Raw genomic sequence first — 17,300 nt, 5'->3', positions numbered from 1 at the left:
TCGAAGATTCTTTCGAATCAACGGTTGGCGCGGGTGCCGACCACTTCGATTTCCACGCGACGGTTCTTCGCGCGGCCTTCCTTGGTGCGGTTGTCAGCCACTGGCTGCTTCTCGCCCTTGCCTTCGGTGTAGACGCGATTGCGTTCGATACCCTTGGTCACCAGGTATGCCTTGACGGCTTCTGCGCGGCGAACCGACAGACGCTGGTTGTAGGCATCGGTACCGATCGAGTCGGTGTGACCCACGGCGATGATGACTTCGAGGTTCACGTCACGGATCTTCGACACGAGGTCGTCGAGCTTGGCGCGGCCTTCGGGCTTCAGAACCGACTTGTCGAAGTCGAAGAATGCGTCAGCAGCGAAGGTCACCTTCGAAGCAACGGGCGGGGCCGGGGGTGCCGGGGGCACGACCGGGGTGGCAGGCGTTGCGACCGGAGCGACAGGTGCAGCAGCCGGAACCAGTGCGCCGTCGCAACCCTTGGCGGCCGTTGCGGGCGTCCAGTTGGCATCGCGCCAGCACAGTTCGTTCGTGCCGTTCTTCCAGACCAGCTCGCCGGTGCCGTTTTGCCAGTTGTCGATCACGGGACCGCCATTTGCTGCGGTGACACGGTTCTGCGCGCCGGCGGCAGTGGCGAGCGCAGCGACTGCAAACATCATCGCCACTTTATTCAGTTTCTTCATGGTTCTCCTCTTGGGGAAAAAGCCGCAGCCGCGCTGCGAATCAAGGACGCTTTAAGTGACCACCACCCAAAACGTTGAGGTGATTGTGCCATAGGGTCTTTGGCAAACAGCCCGCCAGAGGGGCCGGAAGCGTAGGACGGCGGCGGAATACGGGCCTTGTGTTGCTGCGGCACGACACCGCCAGAAGCGTAAAATTCGCTCCTTGCCGTCTCTCTGCTGCCCATGACCTCGTTCGCCAAAGAAACACTCCCCATCAGCCTCGAAGAGGAAATGCGTCGCAGTTATCTCGACTACGCCATGAGCGTGATCGTCGGGCGGGCCCTGCCCGATGCGAGAGACGGCCTCAAGCCGGTGCATCGTCGCGTGCTGTACGCGATGCACGAACTCAACAACGACTGGAACCGGCCCTACAAGAAGTCGGCTCGTATCGTCGGCGATGTGATCGGCAAGTACCACCCGCACGGCGACCAGTCGGTCTACGACACGATCGTGCGGCTGGCGCAGAACTTCTCGATGCGCCACATGCTCGTCGATGGCCAAGGCAATTTCGGCTCGGTCGACGGCGATATGGCCGCGGCAATGCGGTATACCGAAATTCGGCTGTCGAAAATCGCGCACGAAATGCTCGGCGATATCGACAAGGAAACGGTCGATTTCCAGGACAATTACGACGGCTCGGAAAAAGAGCCGGCGGTGCTGCCGAGCAAATTGCCCAATTTGCTGGTGAATGGCTCGGGCGGCATCGCGGTCGGCATGGCGACCAACATCCCGCCGCACAACCTCAACGAAGTGGTCGACGCCTGCCTGCACCTGCTGCGGCACCCGGAGGCCAGCATCGACGAGCTGATGGAGATCATCCCGGCGCCCGACTTCCCCACGGCCGGCATCATCTACGGCATCAACGGCATCAAGGACGGCTACCGCACCGGCCGCGGCAAGGTGGTGATGCGCGCGCGCTGCCACTTCGAGGACATCGACCGCGGCCAGCGCCAGGCGATCATCGTCGACGAGCTGCCCTACCAGGTCAACAAGAAGACGCTGCAGGAGCGCATGGCCGAGCTGGTGCACGAGAAGAAGATCGAGGGCATCAGCCACATCCAGGACGAGTCCGACAAGTCGGGCATGCGCCTGGTGATCGAGCTCAAGCGCGGCGAAGTGCCCGAGGTGGTGCTCAACAACCTCTACAAGCAGACCCAGCTGCAGGACACCTTCGGCATCAACATGGTGGCGCTGGTCAACGGCCAGCCCAAGCTCTGCAACCTGAAGGACCTGATCCAGGTCTTCCTGCAGCACCGCCGCGAAGTGGTGACGCGCCGCACGGTCTTCACGCTGCGCAAGGCGCGCGAGCGCGGCCACGTGCTCGAGGGCCTGGCCGTCGCGCTGGCCAACATCGACGAGTTCATCCGGATCATCCGCGAATCGCCGACGCCGCCGGTGGCCAAGGCCGAGCTCATGAGCCGCCCGTGGGACAGCAAGCTGGTGCGCGAGATGCTCACCCGCACGCGCGCCGACGGCGGCGTGATCAACGCCGACGACTACCGCCCCGACGGCCTCGAGCGCGACTACGGCATGGGCGCCGACGGCCTCTATCGCCTGTCGGAAACGCAGGCCCAGGAAATCCTGCAGATGCGCCTGCAGCGCCTGACCGGGCTGGAGCAGGACAAGATCGTCGCCGAGTACAAGGAAGTCATGGCGGAGATCGACGACCTGCTCGACATCCTGGCCAAGCCCGAACGCGTCTCGGTGATCATCGGCGACGAACTCAGCGTCATCAAGCAGGAGTTCGGCCAGACCAAGCTGGGCGCCCGCCGCAGCCAGGTCGAGCACAGCGCCTTCGACCTGTCGACCGAGGACCTGATCACGCCCACCGACATGGTGGTCACGCTCTCGCACAGCGGCTACATCAAGAGCCAGCCGCTCAGCGAGTACCGCGCGCAGAAGCGCGGCGGCCGCGGCAAGCAGGCGACGTCGACCAAGGACGACGACTGGATCGACCAGCTCTTCATCGCCAACACGCACGACTACATCCTGTGCTTCTCGAACCGCGGCCGGCTCTACTGGCTCAAGGTATGGGAAGTGCCGGCGGGTTCGCGCGGCTCGCGCGGCCGGCCGATCGTCAACATGTTCCCGCTGCAGGAAGGCGAGAAGATCAACGTCGTGCTGGCGCTGACCGGCGAGAAGCGCACCTTCCCGGCCGACCAGTACATCTTCATGGCGACCTCGATGGGCACGGTCAAGAAGACCGCGCTCGACGAGTTCAGCAACCCGCGCAAGGGCGGCATCATCGCCGTCAACCTGGACGACGGCGACTACCTGGTCGGCGCGGCGCTGACCGACGGCAAGCACGACGTGATGCTGTTCAGCGACGGCGGCAAGGCGGTGCGCTTCGACGAAGAGGACGTGCGTCCGCTGGGCCGCAATGCGCGTGGCGTGCGCGGCATGTCGCTCGAGGCCGGCCAGGGCGTGATCGCCATGCTGGTGGCCGAGGACGAGCTGCAGAGCGTGCTGACCGCGACCGAAAATGGTTACGGAAAACGCACAAGCATTACCGAGTACACCCGTCATGGCCGGGGAACCAAAGGCATGATTGCCATTCAACAGAGTGAGCGCAACGGCAAGGTCGTCGCGGCCACGCTGGTGCATGCCGACGACGAGATCATGTTGATCACCGACAAGGGCGTGCTCGTGCGCACCCGTGTCGCCGAAATTCGCGAACTCGGACGCGCCACGCAGGGCGTCACGCTCATCGGTCTCGACGAAGGCGCCAAGCTCAGCGGCTTGCAGCGCATCGTCGAGAACGACGCGATCGCAGAGAGCGAGCCGGAGTCCGGCGCAGACGATACTTCCACACCTTCAACGGAGAATCCTCAGTGAATAAATTCAAGCTTGCGGTCCTGACGGTCGCACTGGCAGCCAGTTCGATCGCCATGGCCCAAGACAAGGCCGCGCTCGTGAAGCAGCTGCTCGAGGTCCAGCGCCCGGCCATCGACGGCATGGCCCGCATCCTGGTCAACGACTCCGTATCGCCGATCCTCCAGGCCGGCGGCGAATACCTGCAGACGCAGGTCCCGCCGGAAAAGCGCGAAGCGCTGGGCAAGGCGGCCGAAGCCGAAGTGCAGAAGTACGTGCAGGAAGCCTTCCCCATCGTGCGCGACAAGGCCGTGCAGCTGGCACCCAGCACCGTGGGCCCGCTGCTGGAGCAGAACTTCAATGAAGACGAACTGCGCCAGCTCATCGCCTGGCTCAGCTCGCCGCTGAACAAGAAGTTCGCCGAACTGAACCCGCAGCTGGGCTCCGCGCTCACGCAGAAGCTGGTGACCGACGTTCGCCCGACCATCGACCCCAAGCTGCAGGCGCTCAACGTGAGCGTGGCCAAGGCCCTGGGCGCCCCGACCGACGGCCAGCCGGCGGCAGCGCAACCGGCGGCCAAGCCCGCGGCCAAAGCCCCCGCCAAGAAGTGACCCGGCCGGCGGGCGCGCGCCCTTACAACTTCTCCGCCGGTCCGGCCGCGATGCCGGAGGCGGTGCTGCGCGAAGCCGCAGCCGAGATGCTCGACTGGCACGGCAGCGGCATGAGCGTGATGGAGATGAGCCACCGCGGCAAGGAATTCGGCGCGATCTACGCGAAGGCCGAAGCCGACCTGCGCGCGCTGCTCGCCGTCCCGTCGAACTTCCAGATCCTGTTCATGCAGGGCGGCGGCCTCGGCGAGAACGCCATCGTGCCGATGAACCTGTCGCGCGGCGGCGTGGCCGATTTCGTCGTCACCGGCAGCTGGAGCATCAAGTCGCACAAGGAAGCCAAGCGCTACTGCGACGCCCGCATCGTCGCCAGCAACGCCGACGACCAACACACGCAGCTGCCCGACCCGTCGACCTGGCGGCTCACGCCCGGTGCCGCCTACGTGCACGTGTGCACCAACGAGACCATCAACGGCATCGAGTTCCAGACGCTGCCCGACCTGGCCGCGCTGGGCTCCGACGCACCGCTGGTGATCGACTTCTCCTCGCACGTGGCCTCGCGCAGCGTCGACTGGTCGCGCGTGGGCCTGGCCTTCGGCGGCGCGCAGAAGAACCTCGGCCCGGCCGGCCTGACCATCGTGGTGGTGCGCGACGATCTGCTGGGCCATGCGCTCGAGATCTGCCCCAGCGCCTTCAACTACAAGACGGTGGCCGACAACCAGTCGATGTACAACACCCCGCCGACCTGGGGCATCTACATGGCCGGCCTGACCTTCGACTGGCTGCTGCGGCAGACCGAAGGCGAGCTGACCGGCGTGGCCGCGATGGAACGCCGCAACGCCGCCAAGGCCGCGCTGCTGTACGACTTCATCGACGGTTCCGACTTCTACGCCAACCGCATCAGCGCGGACTGCCGCTCGCGCATGAACGTGCCCTTCTTCCTCGCCGACGAGGGCCGCAACGAGGCCTTCCTGGCCGGTGCGCGCGAAGCCGGGTTGCTGCAGCTCAAGGGTCACAAGTCGGTCGGCGGCATGCGCGCCAGCATCTACAACGCCATGCCGCTGGAAGGCGTGCAGGCGCTGGTGGCCTACATGCGAGAATTCGAGCGATCGCGCGCCTAGCGTAGTGCCAGGGCCGCCCGCTTTTTTTCTCGCACGATGTCCGACACCCCCTCCTCGCCTTCCGACCAATCCGCCAGCCTGGCCGATCTGCGCGTGCAGATCGACTCGCTCGACCAACGCCTGATCGACCTGCTGAACCAGCGCGCCCATGTGGCCGAGCTGGTCGGCGAGGTCAAGAAGCGCGAGGGCACGCCCTTCTTCCGGCCCGACCGCGTGGCCCAGGTCATCGACAAGATGCAGAAGGCCAACACCGGCCCGCTCAAGGGGCTGCACATCGCGGCCATCTGGCGCGAGATCATGTCGGCCTGCCTGGCGCTCGAGTCGCCGCAGCGCGTGGCGGTGCTCGGCCCCGAGGGCACCTTCTGCGAACAGGCCGCGGTCGAGTATTTCGGCGGCGCCGCCGACCTGGTCTACTGCGCCAGCTTCGACGAGGTCTTCCACGCCACCGCCGCGGGCAGCGCCCAGTACGGCGTGGTCGGGGTCGAGAACTCGACCGAAGGCGTGGTCACACGTTCGCTCGACCTGTTCCTGCATTCGCCGACCCATGTGGTGGGCGAGGTCAGCCTGCTGGTGCGCCACCACCTGCTGCGCACCACCAATTCGCTGGGCGAGATCGAAGCCGTGCTGGCCCATCCGCAGGCGCTGGCACAGTGCCAGACCTGGCTGTCCAAGCACCTGCCGAACGCCGAGCGCCGCGCCGTCTCGAGCAACGCCGAAGGCGCGCGCCTGGCCGCGGGCAACCCGGCCTGGGCCGCGCTGGCGAGCGACCGCGCCGCCACCCGCTTCGGCCTGCACATCGTGGCGCACGCGATCCAGGACGACTCCTACAACCGCACCCGCTTCGCCATCATCTGCCTGCCGCAGACGCTCGCGATGCCGCCGGCCTCGGGCCGCGACTGCACCAGCCTGGTGGTCTCGGTGCCCAACCAGCCGGGCGCGGTGCACGACCTGCTGATGCCGCTCAAGGCCAACAACGTCTCGATGACCCGCTTCGAGTCGCGCCCCGCGCGCACCGGCCAGTGGGAGTACTACTTCTACATCGACCTCGACGGCCATCCGTCGCAGCCCAACGTGGCGGCCGCGCTGGCCGAGCTGCGGACGCTGTGCGCCTTCTACAAGGTGCTGGGCGCCTACCCCGTCACCGCGTGAGCGGCCCGATGTTCGAGCAGCTCGGCCTGATCGGCTGCGGACTGATCGGCGGCTCCTTCGCCCTCGCGCTCAAGCGCGCCAAGCTGGTCAAGCGCGTGGTGGGCTACAGCAAGTCGCCCTCCACCACCGAACGCGCGCGCCAGCTGGGCGTGATCGACGTCGCGGCGCCCTCGGCGCTGCTGGCCGTCTCGGGCGCCGACCTGGTGCTGGTGGCGGTGCCGGTGGCGGCTTCGGAAGCCACCTTCAAGGCGATCCGCCACGGCGTCTCGGCCGACACGCTGGTGATGGACGTCGGCTCGACCAAGGGCGACGTGATCGAGGCCGCGCGCCGCGGCCTGCAGACGCAGTTCGCGAGCTTCGTGCCGGCCCACCCGATCGCCGGCAAGGAAGTCGCGGGCGTCGAGCATGCCGAGGCCTCGCTGTTCGACGGCCGCCAGGTGATCCTCACGCCCACCAAGACCACGCTGCGCTCCAACGTGCAGCGCGCCTCGCAGCTCTGGACGGGCGTCGGCGCGCAGGTGCTGACCATGACGCCCGAGGCCCACGACAGCGCCTTCGCGGCCGTGAGCCATCTGCCCCACATGCTGGCCTTCGCCTTCATCAACGGCCTCGCGGCCCAGCCCGACGGCGCCCGTTTCCTCGAACTCGCCGGCCCCGGCTTCCGCGACTTCACCCGCATCGCCGCCAGCGACCCGGCCGTCTGGCGCGACATCCTGCTGGCCAACCGCGAGCAGGTGCTGCTGCAGTCGCAGGCCTTTCGCGCCCAGTTGCAGGCCTTTGAAGCGATGCTCGGCGCCGGCGACGCGCAGGCGCTGGAAAACGCCATCGCCGAGGCCCGCCAGACCCGCTCCGACTGGCGACGCACGCCGGCTTCCTGAACATGTTCTCGTCCCCCTTCCTCGACCTCCCCTCCTTCGTCGCCGCCTCGGGCGTCGTCCGGCTGCCCGGCTCCAAGAGCATCTCCAACCGCGTGCTGCTGCTGGCCGCGCTGGCCGAAGGCACGACCACGGTCCACGATCTGCTGGATTCGGACGACACGCGCGTCATGCTCGACGCCCTGCGGGCGCTGGGCTGCCAGGTCGACGCCACCGGCCCCGCGCTGCGCATCGAGGGCCTGGGCGGGCGCCTGCGCACGCCGCAGGCAGCGCTCTTCCTGGGCAACGCCGGCACCGCGATGCGGCCGCTCACCGCCGCACTGGCGCTGCTGGGCGGCGACTTCGAGCTCAGCGGCGTGCCGCGCATGCACGAGCGCCCGATCGGCGACCTGGTGGACGCGCTCACGCAGCTCGGCTGCCGCATCGACTACCTGGGCAACCCGGGTTATCCGCCGCTGCGCATCCACCCGGTGCCGCCCCACACGCTGTCGCTGGACGCCCCCATCCGCGTGCGCGGCGACGTGTCGAGCCAGTTCCTGACCGCGCTGCTGCTGGCGCTGCCGCTGGTGGCGACGCGCGACATCGTGATCGACGTGGTCGGCGAGCTGATCTCCAAGCCCTACATCGAGATCACGCTCAACCTGCTCGCGCGCTTCGGCATCGCGGTGCGGCGCGAGGGCTGGCAGCACTTCACGATTCCGGCCGGCAGCCGCTACCGCTCGCCGGGCGAGATCCACGTCGAGGCCGATGCCTCGTCGGCCAGCTACTTCATCGCGCTGGGCGCGCTGGCGGCCACCGGCGACGGCCTGCGCATCGAGGGCGTTGGCGCCGACTCGATCCAGGGCGACATCCGCTTCGTCGAGGCCGCGCGCGCGATGGGCGCCCAGGTCGAGAGCGGCCCCAACTGGCTGCGGGTGGCACGCGACGCCTGGCCGCTCAAGGCCATCGACCTCGACGCCAACCACATCCCCGATGCGGCCATGACGCTGGCCGTGATGGCGCTCTACGCCGACGGCCCGAGCACGCTGCGCAACATCGCCAGCTGGCGCGTCAAGGAAACCGACCGCATCGACGCCATGGCCTGCGAACTGCGCAAGCTGGGCGCGACGGTCGAGGACGGCCCCGACTTCATCCGCGTGCATCCGCTGGCCAAGGCCGGCTGGCGCGCCGCCAGCATCAAGACCTACGACGACCACCGCGTCGCGATGTGCTTCTCGCTGGCCGCCTTCAACCCAGCCGGGCTGCCGGTGCGCATCCTCGATCCGCACTGCGTCGCCAAGACCTTCCCCGACTACTTCGAGACCCTGTTCGAGGTGATCGAGCCGACCGGGATCCCGGTGATCTGCATCGACGGGCCGACGGCCTCGGGCAAGGGCACGCTGGCGGTGGAAGTCGCGCATGCGCTGGGCTACCACTACCTCGATTCGGGCACCCTGTACCGCGTGACCGGGCTGGTCACGCGCCGCGCCGGGCTCGAGCCCGTGCCCGCCCACGAGGCGCAGATCGCGGCCCTGGCCCAGGCGCTGCCGCTGCAGTTCGTCAAGGGCAAGGCCATGCTCGACGGCGAGGACGTGAGCGATGCGATCCGCACCGAAGCGGCCGGCATGGACGCCTCGCGCGTCTCAGCCCTGCCCGGCGTGCGGACCGCGCTGCTGGCGCTCCAGCAGCGCTTCCGCCAGCTGCCCGGCCTGGTGGCCGACGGCCGCGACATGGGCACCGTGATCTTCCCCGACGCGGCGCTCAAGGTCTTCCTCACGGCCAGCGCCGCGCAGCGTGCCGAGCGCCGGCATAAGCAGTTGATTTCAAAGGGTATTTCGACTACACTCGACAGTCTTCGCTCCGACCTGGAAGCACGCGACGCCCGGGACTCCTCCCGCAGTGTCGCGCCGCTGAAGCCGGCGAAGGATGCACGCCACCTGGACAACTCCCAGCTCTCGATCGCGCAATCGATCGAGCAGGTACTGGACTGGTGGCAGGCGCTACAGCCCTTCAAGAAGTCTTGAGGGGTGTTTTCCGTCCAGCCGGTCCCCGCCGCGCGTCAGCGCACCGATCTGCTGGTTTTACAACCCACCGGGCCCCAAGCCCTTAACCCAACCGCCGTCGCCAGACCCCAGTGCAGTCGCAATCGTGCCGCTGCCAACCCTGCGTGACGGAAGGAAATGACACATGTCTGAATCTTTTGCCGACCTATTCGAAGAGTCCCTGAAGCGTTCCGAAATGCGCACCGGCGAGGTCATCACGGCCGAAGTCGTGCGCGTCGAGCACAACCACGTGGTGGTCAACGCCGGCCTGAAGTCCGAAGCGTATGTGCCAATCGAAGAGTTCAAGAACGACAAGGGCGAACTCGAAGTCCAGGCCGGCGATTTCGTTTCCGTTGCCATCGGCAGCGTTGAAAACGGCTACGGCGACACCATCCTCTCGCGCGACACCGCCAAGCGCCTCGCTTCGTGGCTGGCCCTCGAGAAGGCCCTGGAATCGGGCGACTTCGTCACCGGCACCACCAGCGGCAAGGTCAAGGGCGGCCTGACCGTCCTGGTCAACGGCATCCGCGCCTTCCTGCCGGGCTCGCTGATCGACACGCGTCCGATCAAGGACCTGACCCCGTACGAGAACAAGACCCTGGAATTCAAGGTCATCAAGCTCGACCGCAAGCGCAACAACGTCGTGCTGTCGCGCCGTGCCGTGGTCGAAGCCAGCATGGGCGAAGAACGCGCCAAGCTGATGGAAACCCTGAAGGAAGGCGCTGTGGTCCGCGGCGTGGTCAAGAACATCACCGAATACGGTGCGTTCGTGGACCTCGGCGGCATCGACGGCCTGCTGCACATCACCGACATGGCATGGCGCCGTGTCCGCCACCCGAGCGAAGTCGTTCAGGCCGGCCAGGAAATCACCGCCAAGATCCTCAAGTTCGACACCGAAAAGAACCGTGTCTCGCTGGGTCTCAAGCAAATGGGTGATGACCCGTGGATGGGCGTTTCGCGCCGCTACCCGCAATCGACCCGCCTGTTCGGCAAGGTCACGAACATCGCCGACTACGGCGCGTTCGTCGAACTCGAACCCGGCATCGAAGGCCTGGTGCACGTCTCCGAAATGGACTGGACCAACAAGAACATCGCTCCGAACAAGATCGTCTCGCTGGGCGACGAAGTCGAAGTCATGGTCCTGGAAATCGACGAAGACAAGCGCCGCATCAGCCTGGGCATGAAGCAGTGCAAGGCCAACCCGTGGCAAGAGTTCGCTCAGAACACGAAGCGTGGCGACCGCGTCAAGGGCCCGATCAAGTCGATCACCGACTTCGGCGTGTTCGTGGGTCTGGCTGCCGGCATCGACGGCCTGGTTCACCTGTCCGACCTCTCGTGGAACGAAACCGGCGAAGCCGCGGTTCGCAACTACAAGAAGGGCCAGGAAGTCGAGGCGCTGGTGCTCGCAGTCGACGTCGACCGCGAACGCATCAGCCTGGGCATCAAGCAGCTCGACAGCGACCCCTTCACCACGTTCACCACCGTGAACGACAAGGGCCAGATCGTGACCGGCAAGGTCAAGACCGTGGACGCCCGTGGTGCTGAGATCGACCTCGGCGAAGACATCATCGGCTACCTGCGTGCTTCGGAAATCTCGCGCGACCGCGTCGAAGATGCCCGCAACGTGCTCAAGGAAGGCGACGAAGTCACGGCCGTCGTGGTAAACGTGGATCGCAAGACCCGCAACATCCAGCTGTCGATCAAGCAGAAGGACATGGTCGACGAACAAGGCGCCATGGCCAGCCTGAGCCAGCAGTCGGCACGCGAGAACGCGGGCACGACGAGCCTGGGCGCCCTGCTGCGCGCCAAGCTGGACAACAGCGACAAGTAAGCTGTCCCAGGAGACAGAGCCGGCCTTCGGGCCGCTCTGTCTTTTTTTTCGTCTTCGTTTTTTTCGCAGGCCCATGACACGTTCCGACCTCGTTGAAGAACTCGCAGCCCGCTTCTCGCAGCTGACGCACCGCGATGCCGAGTACGCCGTCAAGACCATCCTCGATGCGATGGGCGACGCGCTGGTGCGTGGGCACCGCATCGAGATCCGCGGCTTCGGCAGCTTCTCGGTCAACCGGCGGCCGCCGCGCATCGGACGCAATCCGCGATCGGGCGAAAGCGTTCAGATCCCGGAAAAGCGCGTGCCGCACTTCAAGCCGGGCAAGGCCCTGCGCGAGGCGGTCGATGCACGCACCGCCGAACTGGATGCCGCCGACAAGGCCTGAAACCGGGCCCGACGACCCCCTAGAATCGTCCCGCCACCGGTGACGATCATGAAATACCTCCTGTGGCTGCTCAAGGCAGCCATTTTTTTTACCCTCTTCGCCTTCGCGCTGAACAACCAGCACGACGCGACCGTCTACTTCTTCTTCGGCACCTCGTGGCGCGCGCCGCTGGTGCTGGTGGTGCTGGCCGCCTTCGCGGGCGGCCTGGTGGTGGGCGCGCTGGGCATGCTGCCCGGCTGGTGGAAGCACCGCGCGGCCGCCGCGCAGCGCCCTGCCGCCGTCCCCGACGCGCTCGCCGTTCCCGCGGCGCCCGCCCCCGCCATCCCGCCGACCGACCTGCCCGCCGTCAGACAACATGGACTTTGATTTCAGCTGGCTGCTGCTCAGCCTGCCCGCGGCCTTCGTGCTGGGATGGCTGGCCTCGCGCTTCGACATCCGTCAGCTGAAGCTGGAGAACCGGCAGGCCCCCAAGGCCTACTTCCGCGGCCTCAATTTCCTGCTCAACGAGCAGCAGGACCAGGCCATCGACGCCTTCATCGAGGCGGTGCAGAACGACCCCGACACGCAGGAGCTGCATTTCGCGCTGGGCAACCTGTTCCGCCGCCGCGGCGAGTACCAGCGCGCGGTGCGCGTGCACGAGCACCTGCTGGGCCGCGGCGACCTGTCGCGTGCCGACCGCGAGCGCGCGCAGCATGCGCTGGCCCAGGACTTCCTGCGCGCCGGCCTGCTCGACCGCGCCGAAGCCGCGCTGCAGAAGCTCGAAGGCACGCGCTACGAGAACGAATCGCGGCTGGCGCTGCTGGCCATCTACGAGCGCTCGCGCGAATGGGCGCAGGCCGCCGACGTGGCGCAGAAGCTCGACGATGCCGAGCAGGCCAGCTACAGCACACGGCGCGCGCACCACCTCTGCGAACAGGCGGCCGAGCAGGTGGCCATGGGCGACGCCACCGCCGCCGGCGCGCTGCTGCGGCAGGCCGTGGCGCTCGCGCCCGAGGCGCCCCGCCCGGCCATCGACACCGCCACGCTGCAACTGCGCAACGGCGATCCGGCGCAGGCCTTCGAGACGCTGGCCGCGCTGAGCGAGCGCGCACCGCTGGCCCTGCCGCTCTATGCCGCCACGCTGCAGCAGGCGGCCGTGGGCGCACAGCGCGGCGGCGATGCACTGGCCCTGCTGCAGGCGCGCTATGCCCAGACGCCGTCGATCGACGTGCTCGAAGCCATCATCGCGCTCGGCGGCACGCCGGTGCGCGCCGAGGCCGCCGGCGACGCGCCGGCCGAACCGCGCGACGGCTACATCGCCCACCTCGCCCGGCAGCCGTCGCTGGTGGCCGCTTCGCGCTGGCTGGCCGGCGAGACCTTCGCGCACGAGCAGTTCCACCCGCAGGTGCAGCGCGCCCTCGACCAGGCCACCCGGCCGCTGATGCGCTACCGCTGCGCGGCCTGCGGCTTCGAGGCGCACCAGTACTTCTGGCACTGCCCGGGCTGCCAGGCCTGGGACAGCTATCCGCCGCGCCGCGTCGAGGAACTCTGAACGGCCACGGCACGCGCCGTAGGCCATTCGCATTGCGGGGAATCCCTGCCTTGCTCCCGGGCTCGAAGAGCACCTAAGCTGTCGCGGCACCTCCCGCTCGCGCGGGCGGTGCGGTGCTTCTTCAAATCAAAAACTCAGGGAGAGTTCATGTTCAAGAAAATCCTGGCCGTCACGGCCTTCTTGCTGTTCGCCTGCGCGTCCTTTGCCGCCGTCGATGCCAACAAAGGCAGCCCGGCCGATCTCGACGCACTCAAGGGGGTCGGACCCGCCATGTCCAAGCGCATCGTCGATGCGCGACAGCAAGGCGCCTTCAAGGACTGGCCCGACTTCATGCAGCGCGTGAAGGGCGTGAAGGAAAAGACCGCCGCCAAGCTGTCGGCCCAGGGCCTGACCGTCAATGGCGAGGCCTTCAAGGAAGCGGCCGCCGCCGCCCCCGAACGGGTCAAGGGCCAGCCCCGGGCGGCCAAGGCGCCGACCGGCGCCACCCCGGCGAAGTGACGCGGTCCGCGCGTCGCCTACCCAAAAAACCGCCCCTCGGGCGGTTTTTTTGATGGCGGCGCGTGCGGGGAAACGCGGCCATGGTGGCCCGATATTTGCTCATATGCTCGCGATCGCCTTCACCATCCACTCGACGGAGAGCCCATGAATCACAAGTTCACCCGTGCTGCCATGGCGGCAGTCGCCGCCCTCAGCTTCGGCGGCATCGGCTTCGCACAGACCAAGTGGGACCTGCCGACCGCCTACCCGGCGACCAACTACCACACCGAGAACATCACGCAGTTCGCCAAGGACGTGGAGGCCGCCACCGGCGGCAAGCTCAGGATCACGGTGCATGCCAACGCCTCGCTGTTCAAGGCGCCCGAGATCAAGCGCGCCGTCCAGAGCGGCCAGGCCCAGGCCGGCGAGATCCTGCTGGCCAACTTCGCCAACGAGAACCCGGTCTATGCCCTGGACGGCGTGCCCTTCCTGGCCACCACCTATCCGGAGGCGATGAAGCTCTACACGGCGTCCAAGCCGGCCATGGAGAAGCTGCTCACCGCGCAGGGCATCAAGGTGCTGTTCGTGGTGCCCTGGGCACCGCAAGGCATCTACTCCAAGAAGGAGATCAGCTCGGTGGCCGACCTGCGCGGCATCAAGTGGCGCGCCTACAGCCCCGCCACCGCCAAGATCGCCGAACTGGTGGGCGCGCAGCCGGTGCAGATCCAGCAGGCCGAACTCAGCGCCGCCATGGCCACGGGCGTGATCGAGAGCTACATGAGCTCGGGCTCGACCGGCTACGACACCAAGACCTACGAGAGCCTGAAGAACTTCTACGACACGCAGGCCTGGATTCCCAAGAATGCGATCCTGGTCAACGCCAAGTCCTTCGACGCGCTCGACGCACCCACCAAGGAGGCCGTGCTCAAGGCCGCCGGCGCCGCCGAGACCCGCGGCTGGAAGGTCGCCGAGGAGAAGAACACCGAGTACAAGCGGCTGCTGGCCGAGCGCGGCATGAAGATCCACAAGCCGTCGGCCAAGCTCGATGCCGACATGCGCCAGGTCGGCAGCATCATGCAGGCCGACTGGCTCAAGGCCGCGGGCGCCGACGGCGCCGCGATCGTCTCGGCCTACAAAAAATAGGCCGGCCGCATGCGCCGCTTCCTCAACGCCCTGTACGACGGTGCCGGCGCGCTCGGCGCCTTCTGCGTGTTCCTGATCTTCGTGCTGATGATCCTGGCCGGCGTGGGCCGGCAGATGAACTGGCACGTGAGCGGGCTCAACGACGTGGTGGCCTGGCTCTGCGCCGCGGCCGCCTTCCTCGCGATGGCGCACGCCTTCCGGCACGGCGACTTCGTGCGCGTCACGCTGCTGCTCGATGCCGTGCCGCCCAGGGTGCGGCGCGTGCTCGACGTGGCCTGCCTGCTGATCGCCTCGGTCTCGGTGACCTACCTCACCTATGCGGCCACCAGCTTCACCTGGGAGAGCTACGAGTTCGCAGAGATGGCGACCGGGCTGGTCGTGATCCCGATCTGGATCCCGCAGGCGACCTTCGTCGTGGGCTGCTGGCTGCTGTTGATCGCGATGGTCGACGAGCTGGTCGGCGTGGTGCGCGGCGAGAAGCCGAGCTACCAGCGGGCGGTCGAAGAACGGCACGCGGCCGGCGACTTCTCTTCAGAAGTGTGACCCCCCCGATGCGCCTTCGGCGCTTCCCCCCAGGGGGCGCACCCGGCGGCCCGGCAAAGCCGGTTCCGCGGGTGCCCGCGAACAGAGACCGTGAACAGAAATACGTGCCTGGTAAACGACGACTGAAAGCTGACATGACCGAAACCCTGTGGATGGGCGCGCTGCTGCTCGTCATCATGCTGGTGCTGCTGGCAGGCGGTGTCTGGATCGCGATGACGCTGGCCATCGTGGGCTGGGTCGGCCAGGCCTTCTTCACCCACACGCTGCCGGCCAAGAACCTGTTCTCCTCCTTCTGGGAGAGCAACGCGAGCTGGGAGCTGGCGGCGCTGCCGCTGTTCATCTGGATGGGCGAGATCCTGTTCCGCACCAAGCTCAGCGAAGAGATGTTCGAGGGCCTGCGGCCCTGGCTCAACCGCATCCCGGGGCGGCTGATGCACACCACCATCCTGGGCTGCGGCGTGTTCGGTTCGGTCTCGGGCTCCTCGGCCGCGACCTGCGCGACCATCGCCAAGGTCGCGCTGCCCGAGCTCAAGCGCCGCGGCTACGACGAACAGCTGGCGATCGGCTCGCTGGCCACCGCCGGCACGCTGGGCATCCTGATCCCGCCGTCGATCACGATGGTGGTCTATGCGGTCGCGGCCGATGCCTCGATCATCCGCATCTTCCTGGCCGGCTTCCTGCCCGGTCTGCTGCTGATGCTGCTGTTCTCGGGCTACATCGCGTGGTGGAGCCTGCGCCACCCCGACAAGGTGCCGCCCGCGGACCCGCCGACCCGCTTGCGCGAGAAGATCCGGCTGTCGGGCAACCTGATCCCCTGCGCGCTGCTGATCGTGTTCATCGTCTGGGTGCTGGTCGCCGGCTGGGCCACCGCGACCGAATGCGCGGCCTTCGGCGTGCTGGGCTCGCTGGCCATCGCGGCCTATGGCCGCAGCCTGACCTGGAAGAACTTCAAGGACGCGCTGATGGGCGCGACGCGCACCAGCTGCATGATCATGTTCATCCTGGCCGGCGCGGCCTTCCTGACCAAGACCATGGCCTTCACCGGCATCCCGCGCGAGCTGGCCGAATGGGTCGACGGCATGCACCTGTCGCCCTATGCGCTGATCAGCGCGCTGGTGGTGGTGTACCTGGTGCTGGGCACCGCGCTCGACGGCATCTCGATGATCGTGCTGACCAGCGCGGTGGTGCTGCCGATGATCCAGAAGGCGGGCTTCGACCTGGTGTGGTTCGGCATCTTCATCGTGCTGCTGGTGGAGATCGCCGAGGTCACGCCGCCCGTGGGCTTCAACCTGTTCGTGCTGCAGAACATGACGGGCAAGGACAGCAACATCATCGCCAAGGCCGCGATCCCCTTCTTCTTCTGCCTGGTGCTGTGCATCGCGCTGATCACGATCTTCCCGGGCATCGTCACGATCCTGCCCGACCTGATGATGGGCGCGGAAAAATAGGCTCCCCCCCGAGGGCTCGCGCACTTCGTGTCGCTTCGCCTTCCCCCCAGGGGGCGACACCAGCGGCCCGGCAAAGCCGGTTCCGCGGTGTCACGGCCCCCCCCCGAGGGCTCGCGCACTCCGTGTCGCTTCGCCTTCCCCCCAGGGGGCGACACCAGCGGCCCGGCAAAGCCGGTTCCGCGGTGTCTCTGGCCGAAGAGGCCAGGCGAGCGGCTAAAGTCGCGGCCATGCTGTTGAACGTCATCGCCATCTGCGCCGCGGCCTGTGTGGGCGCGCTGCTGCGCTGGAGCTTCGCCCTGTGGCTCAATCCGGGCAGCCTGCTGCCCTGGGGCACGCTGGCGGTAAACCTGATCGGGGGCTACCTGATCGGCATCGCGATCGGCGTGTTCAACGGCCTGCCGGAGATCGACCCGGTGTGGCGCCTGATGGTCATCACCGGTTTCCTCGGCACCTTCACCACCTTCTCCAGCTTCTCCGCCGAGACCGTGGGCATGCTGCAGAACGGGCGCGCCGCGCTGGCCTTCGGCACCATCGCGCTGCATGTCTGCGGCTCGCTGTGCCTGACCTGGCTGGGCTTCAAAACGGTCCAGGCATTTACGGGTTAATCGGCCGTCAGTCAAGGGACGGCCGATAGAATC

At 67.3% G+C, this 17,300-nt stretch carries 16 protein-coding genes; 15 read left to right on the top strand and 1 reads right to left on the bottom strand.

Going from position 1 to position 17,300, the window contains the following annotated elements; all coding sequences use genetic code 11:
• Nucleotides 1–17: 17 nt before the first annotated feature.
• Nucleotides 18–680 carry an outer membrane protein OmpA gene (gene ompA / locus A9977_RS18270; RefSeq protein ID WP_183026294.1) on the bottom strand — a complete coding sequence of 221 codons (663 nt, stop codon included), beginning with the start codon at nucleotides 678–680 and terminating at the stop codon, nucleotides 18–20.
• A 222-nt stretch (nucleotides 681–902) separates the two neighbouring features.
• Between ompA and gyrA the strand changes: the two genes are divergently transcribed.
• The 15 genes from gyrA to crcB all read left to right on the top strand — a co-directional run bounded on the left by gyrA (nucleotide 903) and on the right by crcB (nucleotide 17,267).
• Nucleotides 903–3,554 (top strand): DNA gyrase subunit A, encoded by a 2,652-nt coding sequence (gene gyrA / locus A9977_RS18265; protein ID WP_183026293.1) that lies wholly within the window; start codon nucleotides 903–905, stop codon nucleotides 3,552–3,554.
• Nucleotides 3,555–3,607: 53 nt separating this feature from the next.
• Nucleotides 3,608–4,141: a DUF2059 domain-containing protein gene (locus tag A9977_RS18260; protein WP_220811899.1), complete on the top strand. Its 534-nt coding sequence runs from the start codon at nucleotides 3,608–3,610 to the stop codon at nucleotides 4,139–4,141.
• A 50-nt stretch (nucleotides 4,142–4,191) separates the two neighbouring features.
• Nucleotides 4,192–5,259 (top strand): 3-phosphoserine/phosphohydroxythreonine transaminase, encoded by a 1,068-nt coding sequence (gene serC / locus A9977_RS18255; protein WP_220811919.1) that lies wholly within the window; start codon nucleotides 4,192–4,194, stop codon nucleotides 5,257–5,259.
• Between the two features lie 36 nt (nucleotides 5,260–5,295).
• Nucleotides 5,296–6,408, top strand: a complete 1,113-nt coding sequence (pheA, locus tag A9977_RS18250; protein WP_183026290.1) for a prephenate dehydratase — start codon at nucleotides 5,296–5,298, stop codon at nucleotides 6,406–6,408.
• 8 nt (nucleotides 6,409–6,416) lie between these two features.
• Nucleotides 6,417–7,286: a prephenate dehydrogenase/arogenate dehydrogenase family protein gene (locus tag A9977_RS18245; protein WP_183026289.1), complete on the top strand. Its 870-nt coding sequence runs from the start codon at nucleotides 6,417–6,419 to the stop codon at nucleotides 7,284–7,286.
• A gap of 2 nt (nucleotides 7,287–7,288) precedes the next feature.
• Nucleotides 7,289–9,286: a bifunctional 3-phosphoshikimate 1-carboxyvinyltransferase/cytidylate kinase gene (locus tag A9977_RS18240; RefSeq protein ID WP_183026288.1), complete on the top strand. Its 1,998-nt coding sequence runs from the start codon at nucleotides 7,289–7,291 to the stop codon at nucleotides 9,284–9,286.
• 163 nt (nucleotides 9,287–9,449) lie between these two features.
• Complete coding sequence (gene rpsA, locus A9977_RS18235) at nucleotides 9,450–11,135, top strand: 30S ribosomal protein S1 (protein ID WP_183026287.1); 1,686 nt, start codon at nucleotides 9,450–9,452, stop codon at nucleotides 11,133–11,135.
• A gap of 73 nt (nucleotides 11,136–11,208) precedes the next feature.
• Nucleotides 11,209–11,520 (top strand): integration host factor subunit beta, encoded by a 312-nt coding sequence (locus A9977_RS18230; RefSeq protein ID WP_183026286.1) that lies wholly within the window; start codon nucleotides 11,209–11,211, stop codon nucleotides 11,518–11,520.
• Between the two features lie 48 nt (nucleotides 11,521–11,568).
• On the top strand, nucleotides 11,569–11,886 hold the full coding sequence (locus A9977_RS18225; protein WP_183026285.1) for a lipopolysaccharide assembly LapA domain-containing protein: 318 nt from the start codon (nucleotides 11,569–11,571) through the stop codon (nucleotides 11,884–11,886).
• Nucleotides 11,876–13,051 (top strand): lipopolysaccharide assembly protein LapB, encoded by a 1,176-nt coding sequence (gene lapB / locus A9977_RS18220; RefSeq protein ID WP_183026284.1) that lies wholly within the window; start codon nucleotides 11,876–11,878, stop codon nucleotides 13,049–13,051. The genes A9977_RS18225 and lapB overlap by 11 nt, the downstream gene beginning before the upstream one ends.
• A 147-nt stretch (nucleotides 13,052–13,198) precedes the next feature.
• A complete protein-coding gene (locus A9977_RS18215) occupies nucleotides 13,199–13,549 on the top strand; it encodes a helix-hairpin-helix domain-containing protein (protein ID WP_183026283.1) in 351 nt (116 codons plus the stop codon).
• Nucleotides 13,550–13,693: 144 nt separating this feature from the next.
• The gene (locus tag A9977_RS18210) at nucleotides 13,694–14,671 is read left to right on the top strand and encodes a TRAP transporter substrate-binding protein (RefSeq protein ID WP_183026282.1); all 978 of its coding nucleotides are present in this window, start codon (nucleotides 13,694–13,696) and stop codon (nucleotides 14,669–14,671) included.
• A gap of 9 nt (nucleotides 14,672–14,680) precedes the next feature.
• The gene (locus A9977_RS18205) at nucleotides 14,681–15,214 is read left to right on the top strand and encodes a TRAP transporter small permease (RefSeq protein WP_183026281.1); all 534 of its coding nucleotides are present in this window, start codon (nucleotides 14,681–14,683) and stop codon (nucleotides 15,212–15,214) included.
• A 134-nt stretch (nucleotides 15,215–15,348) separates the two neighbouring features.
• Nucleotides 15,349–16,662 carry a TRAP transporter large permease gene (locus A9977_RS18200; protein ID WP_183026280.1) on the top strand — a complete coding sequence of 438 codons (1,314 nt, stop codon included), beginning with the start codon at nucleotides 15,349–15,351 and terminating at the stop codon, nucleotides 16,660–16,662.
• Between the two features lie 227 nt (nucleotides 16,663–16,889).
• Nucleotides 16,890–17,267, top strand: a complete 378-nt coding sequence (gene crcB, locus A9977_RS18195; RefSeq protein WP_183026279.1) for a fluoride efflux transporter CrcB — start codon at nucleotides 16,890–16,892, stop codon at nucleotides 17,265–17,267.
• The last annotated feature ends 33 nt before the right edge of the window (nucleotides 17,268–17,300 follow it).

Origin of the sequence: Variovorax sp. UMC13, from assembly GCF_014170375.1 — a bacterium.
Lineage (GTDB): Bacteria > Pseudomonadota > Gammaproteobacteria > Burkholderiales > Burkholderiaceae_C > Variovorax.
This window is presented reverse-complemented; position numbering and strand designations above follow the sequence as displayed.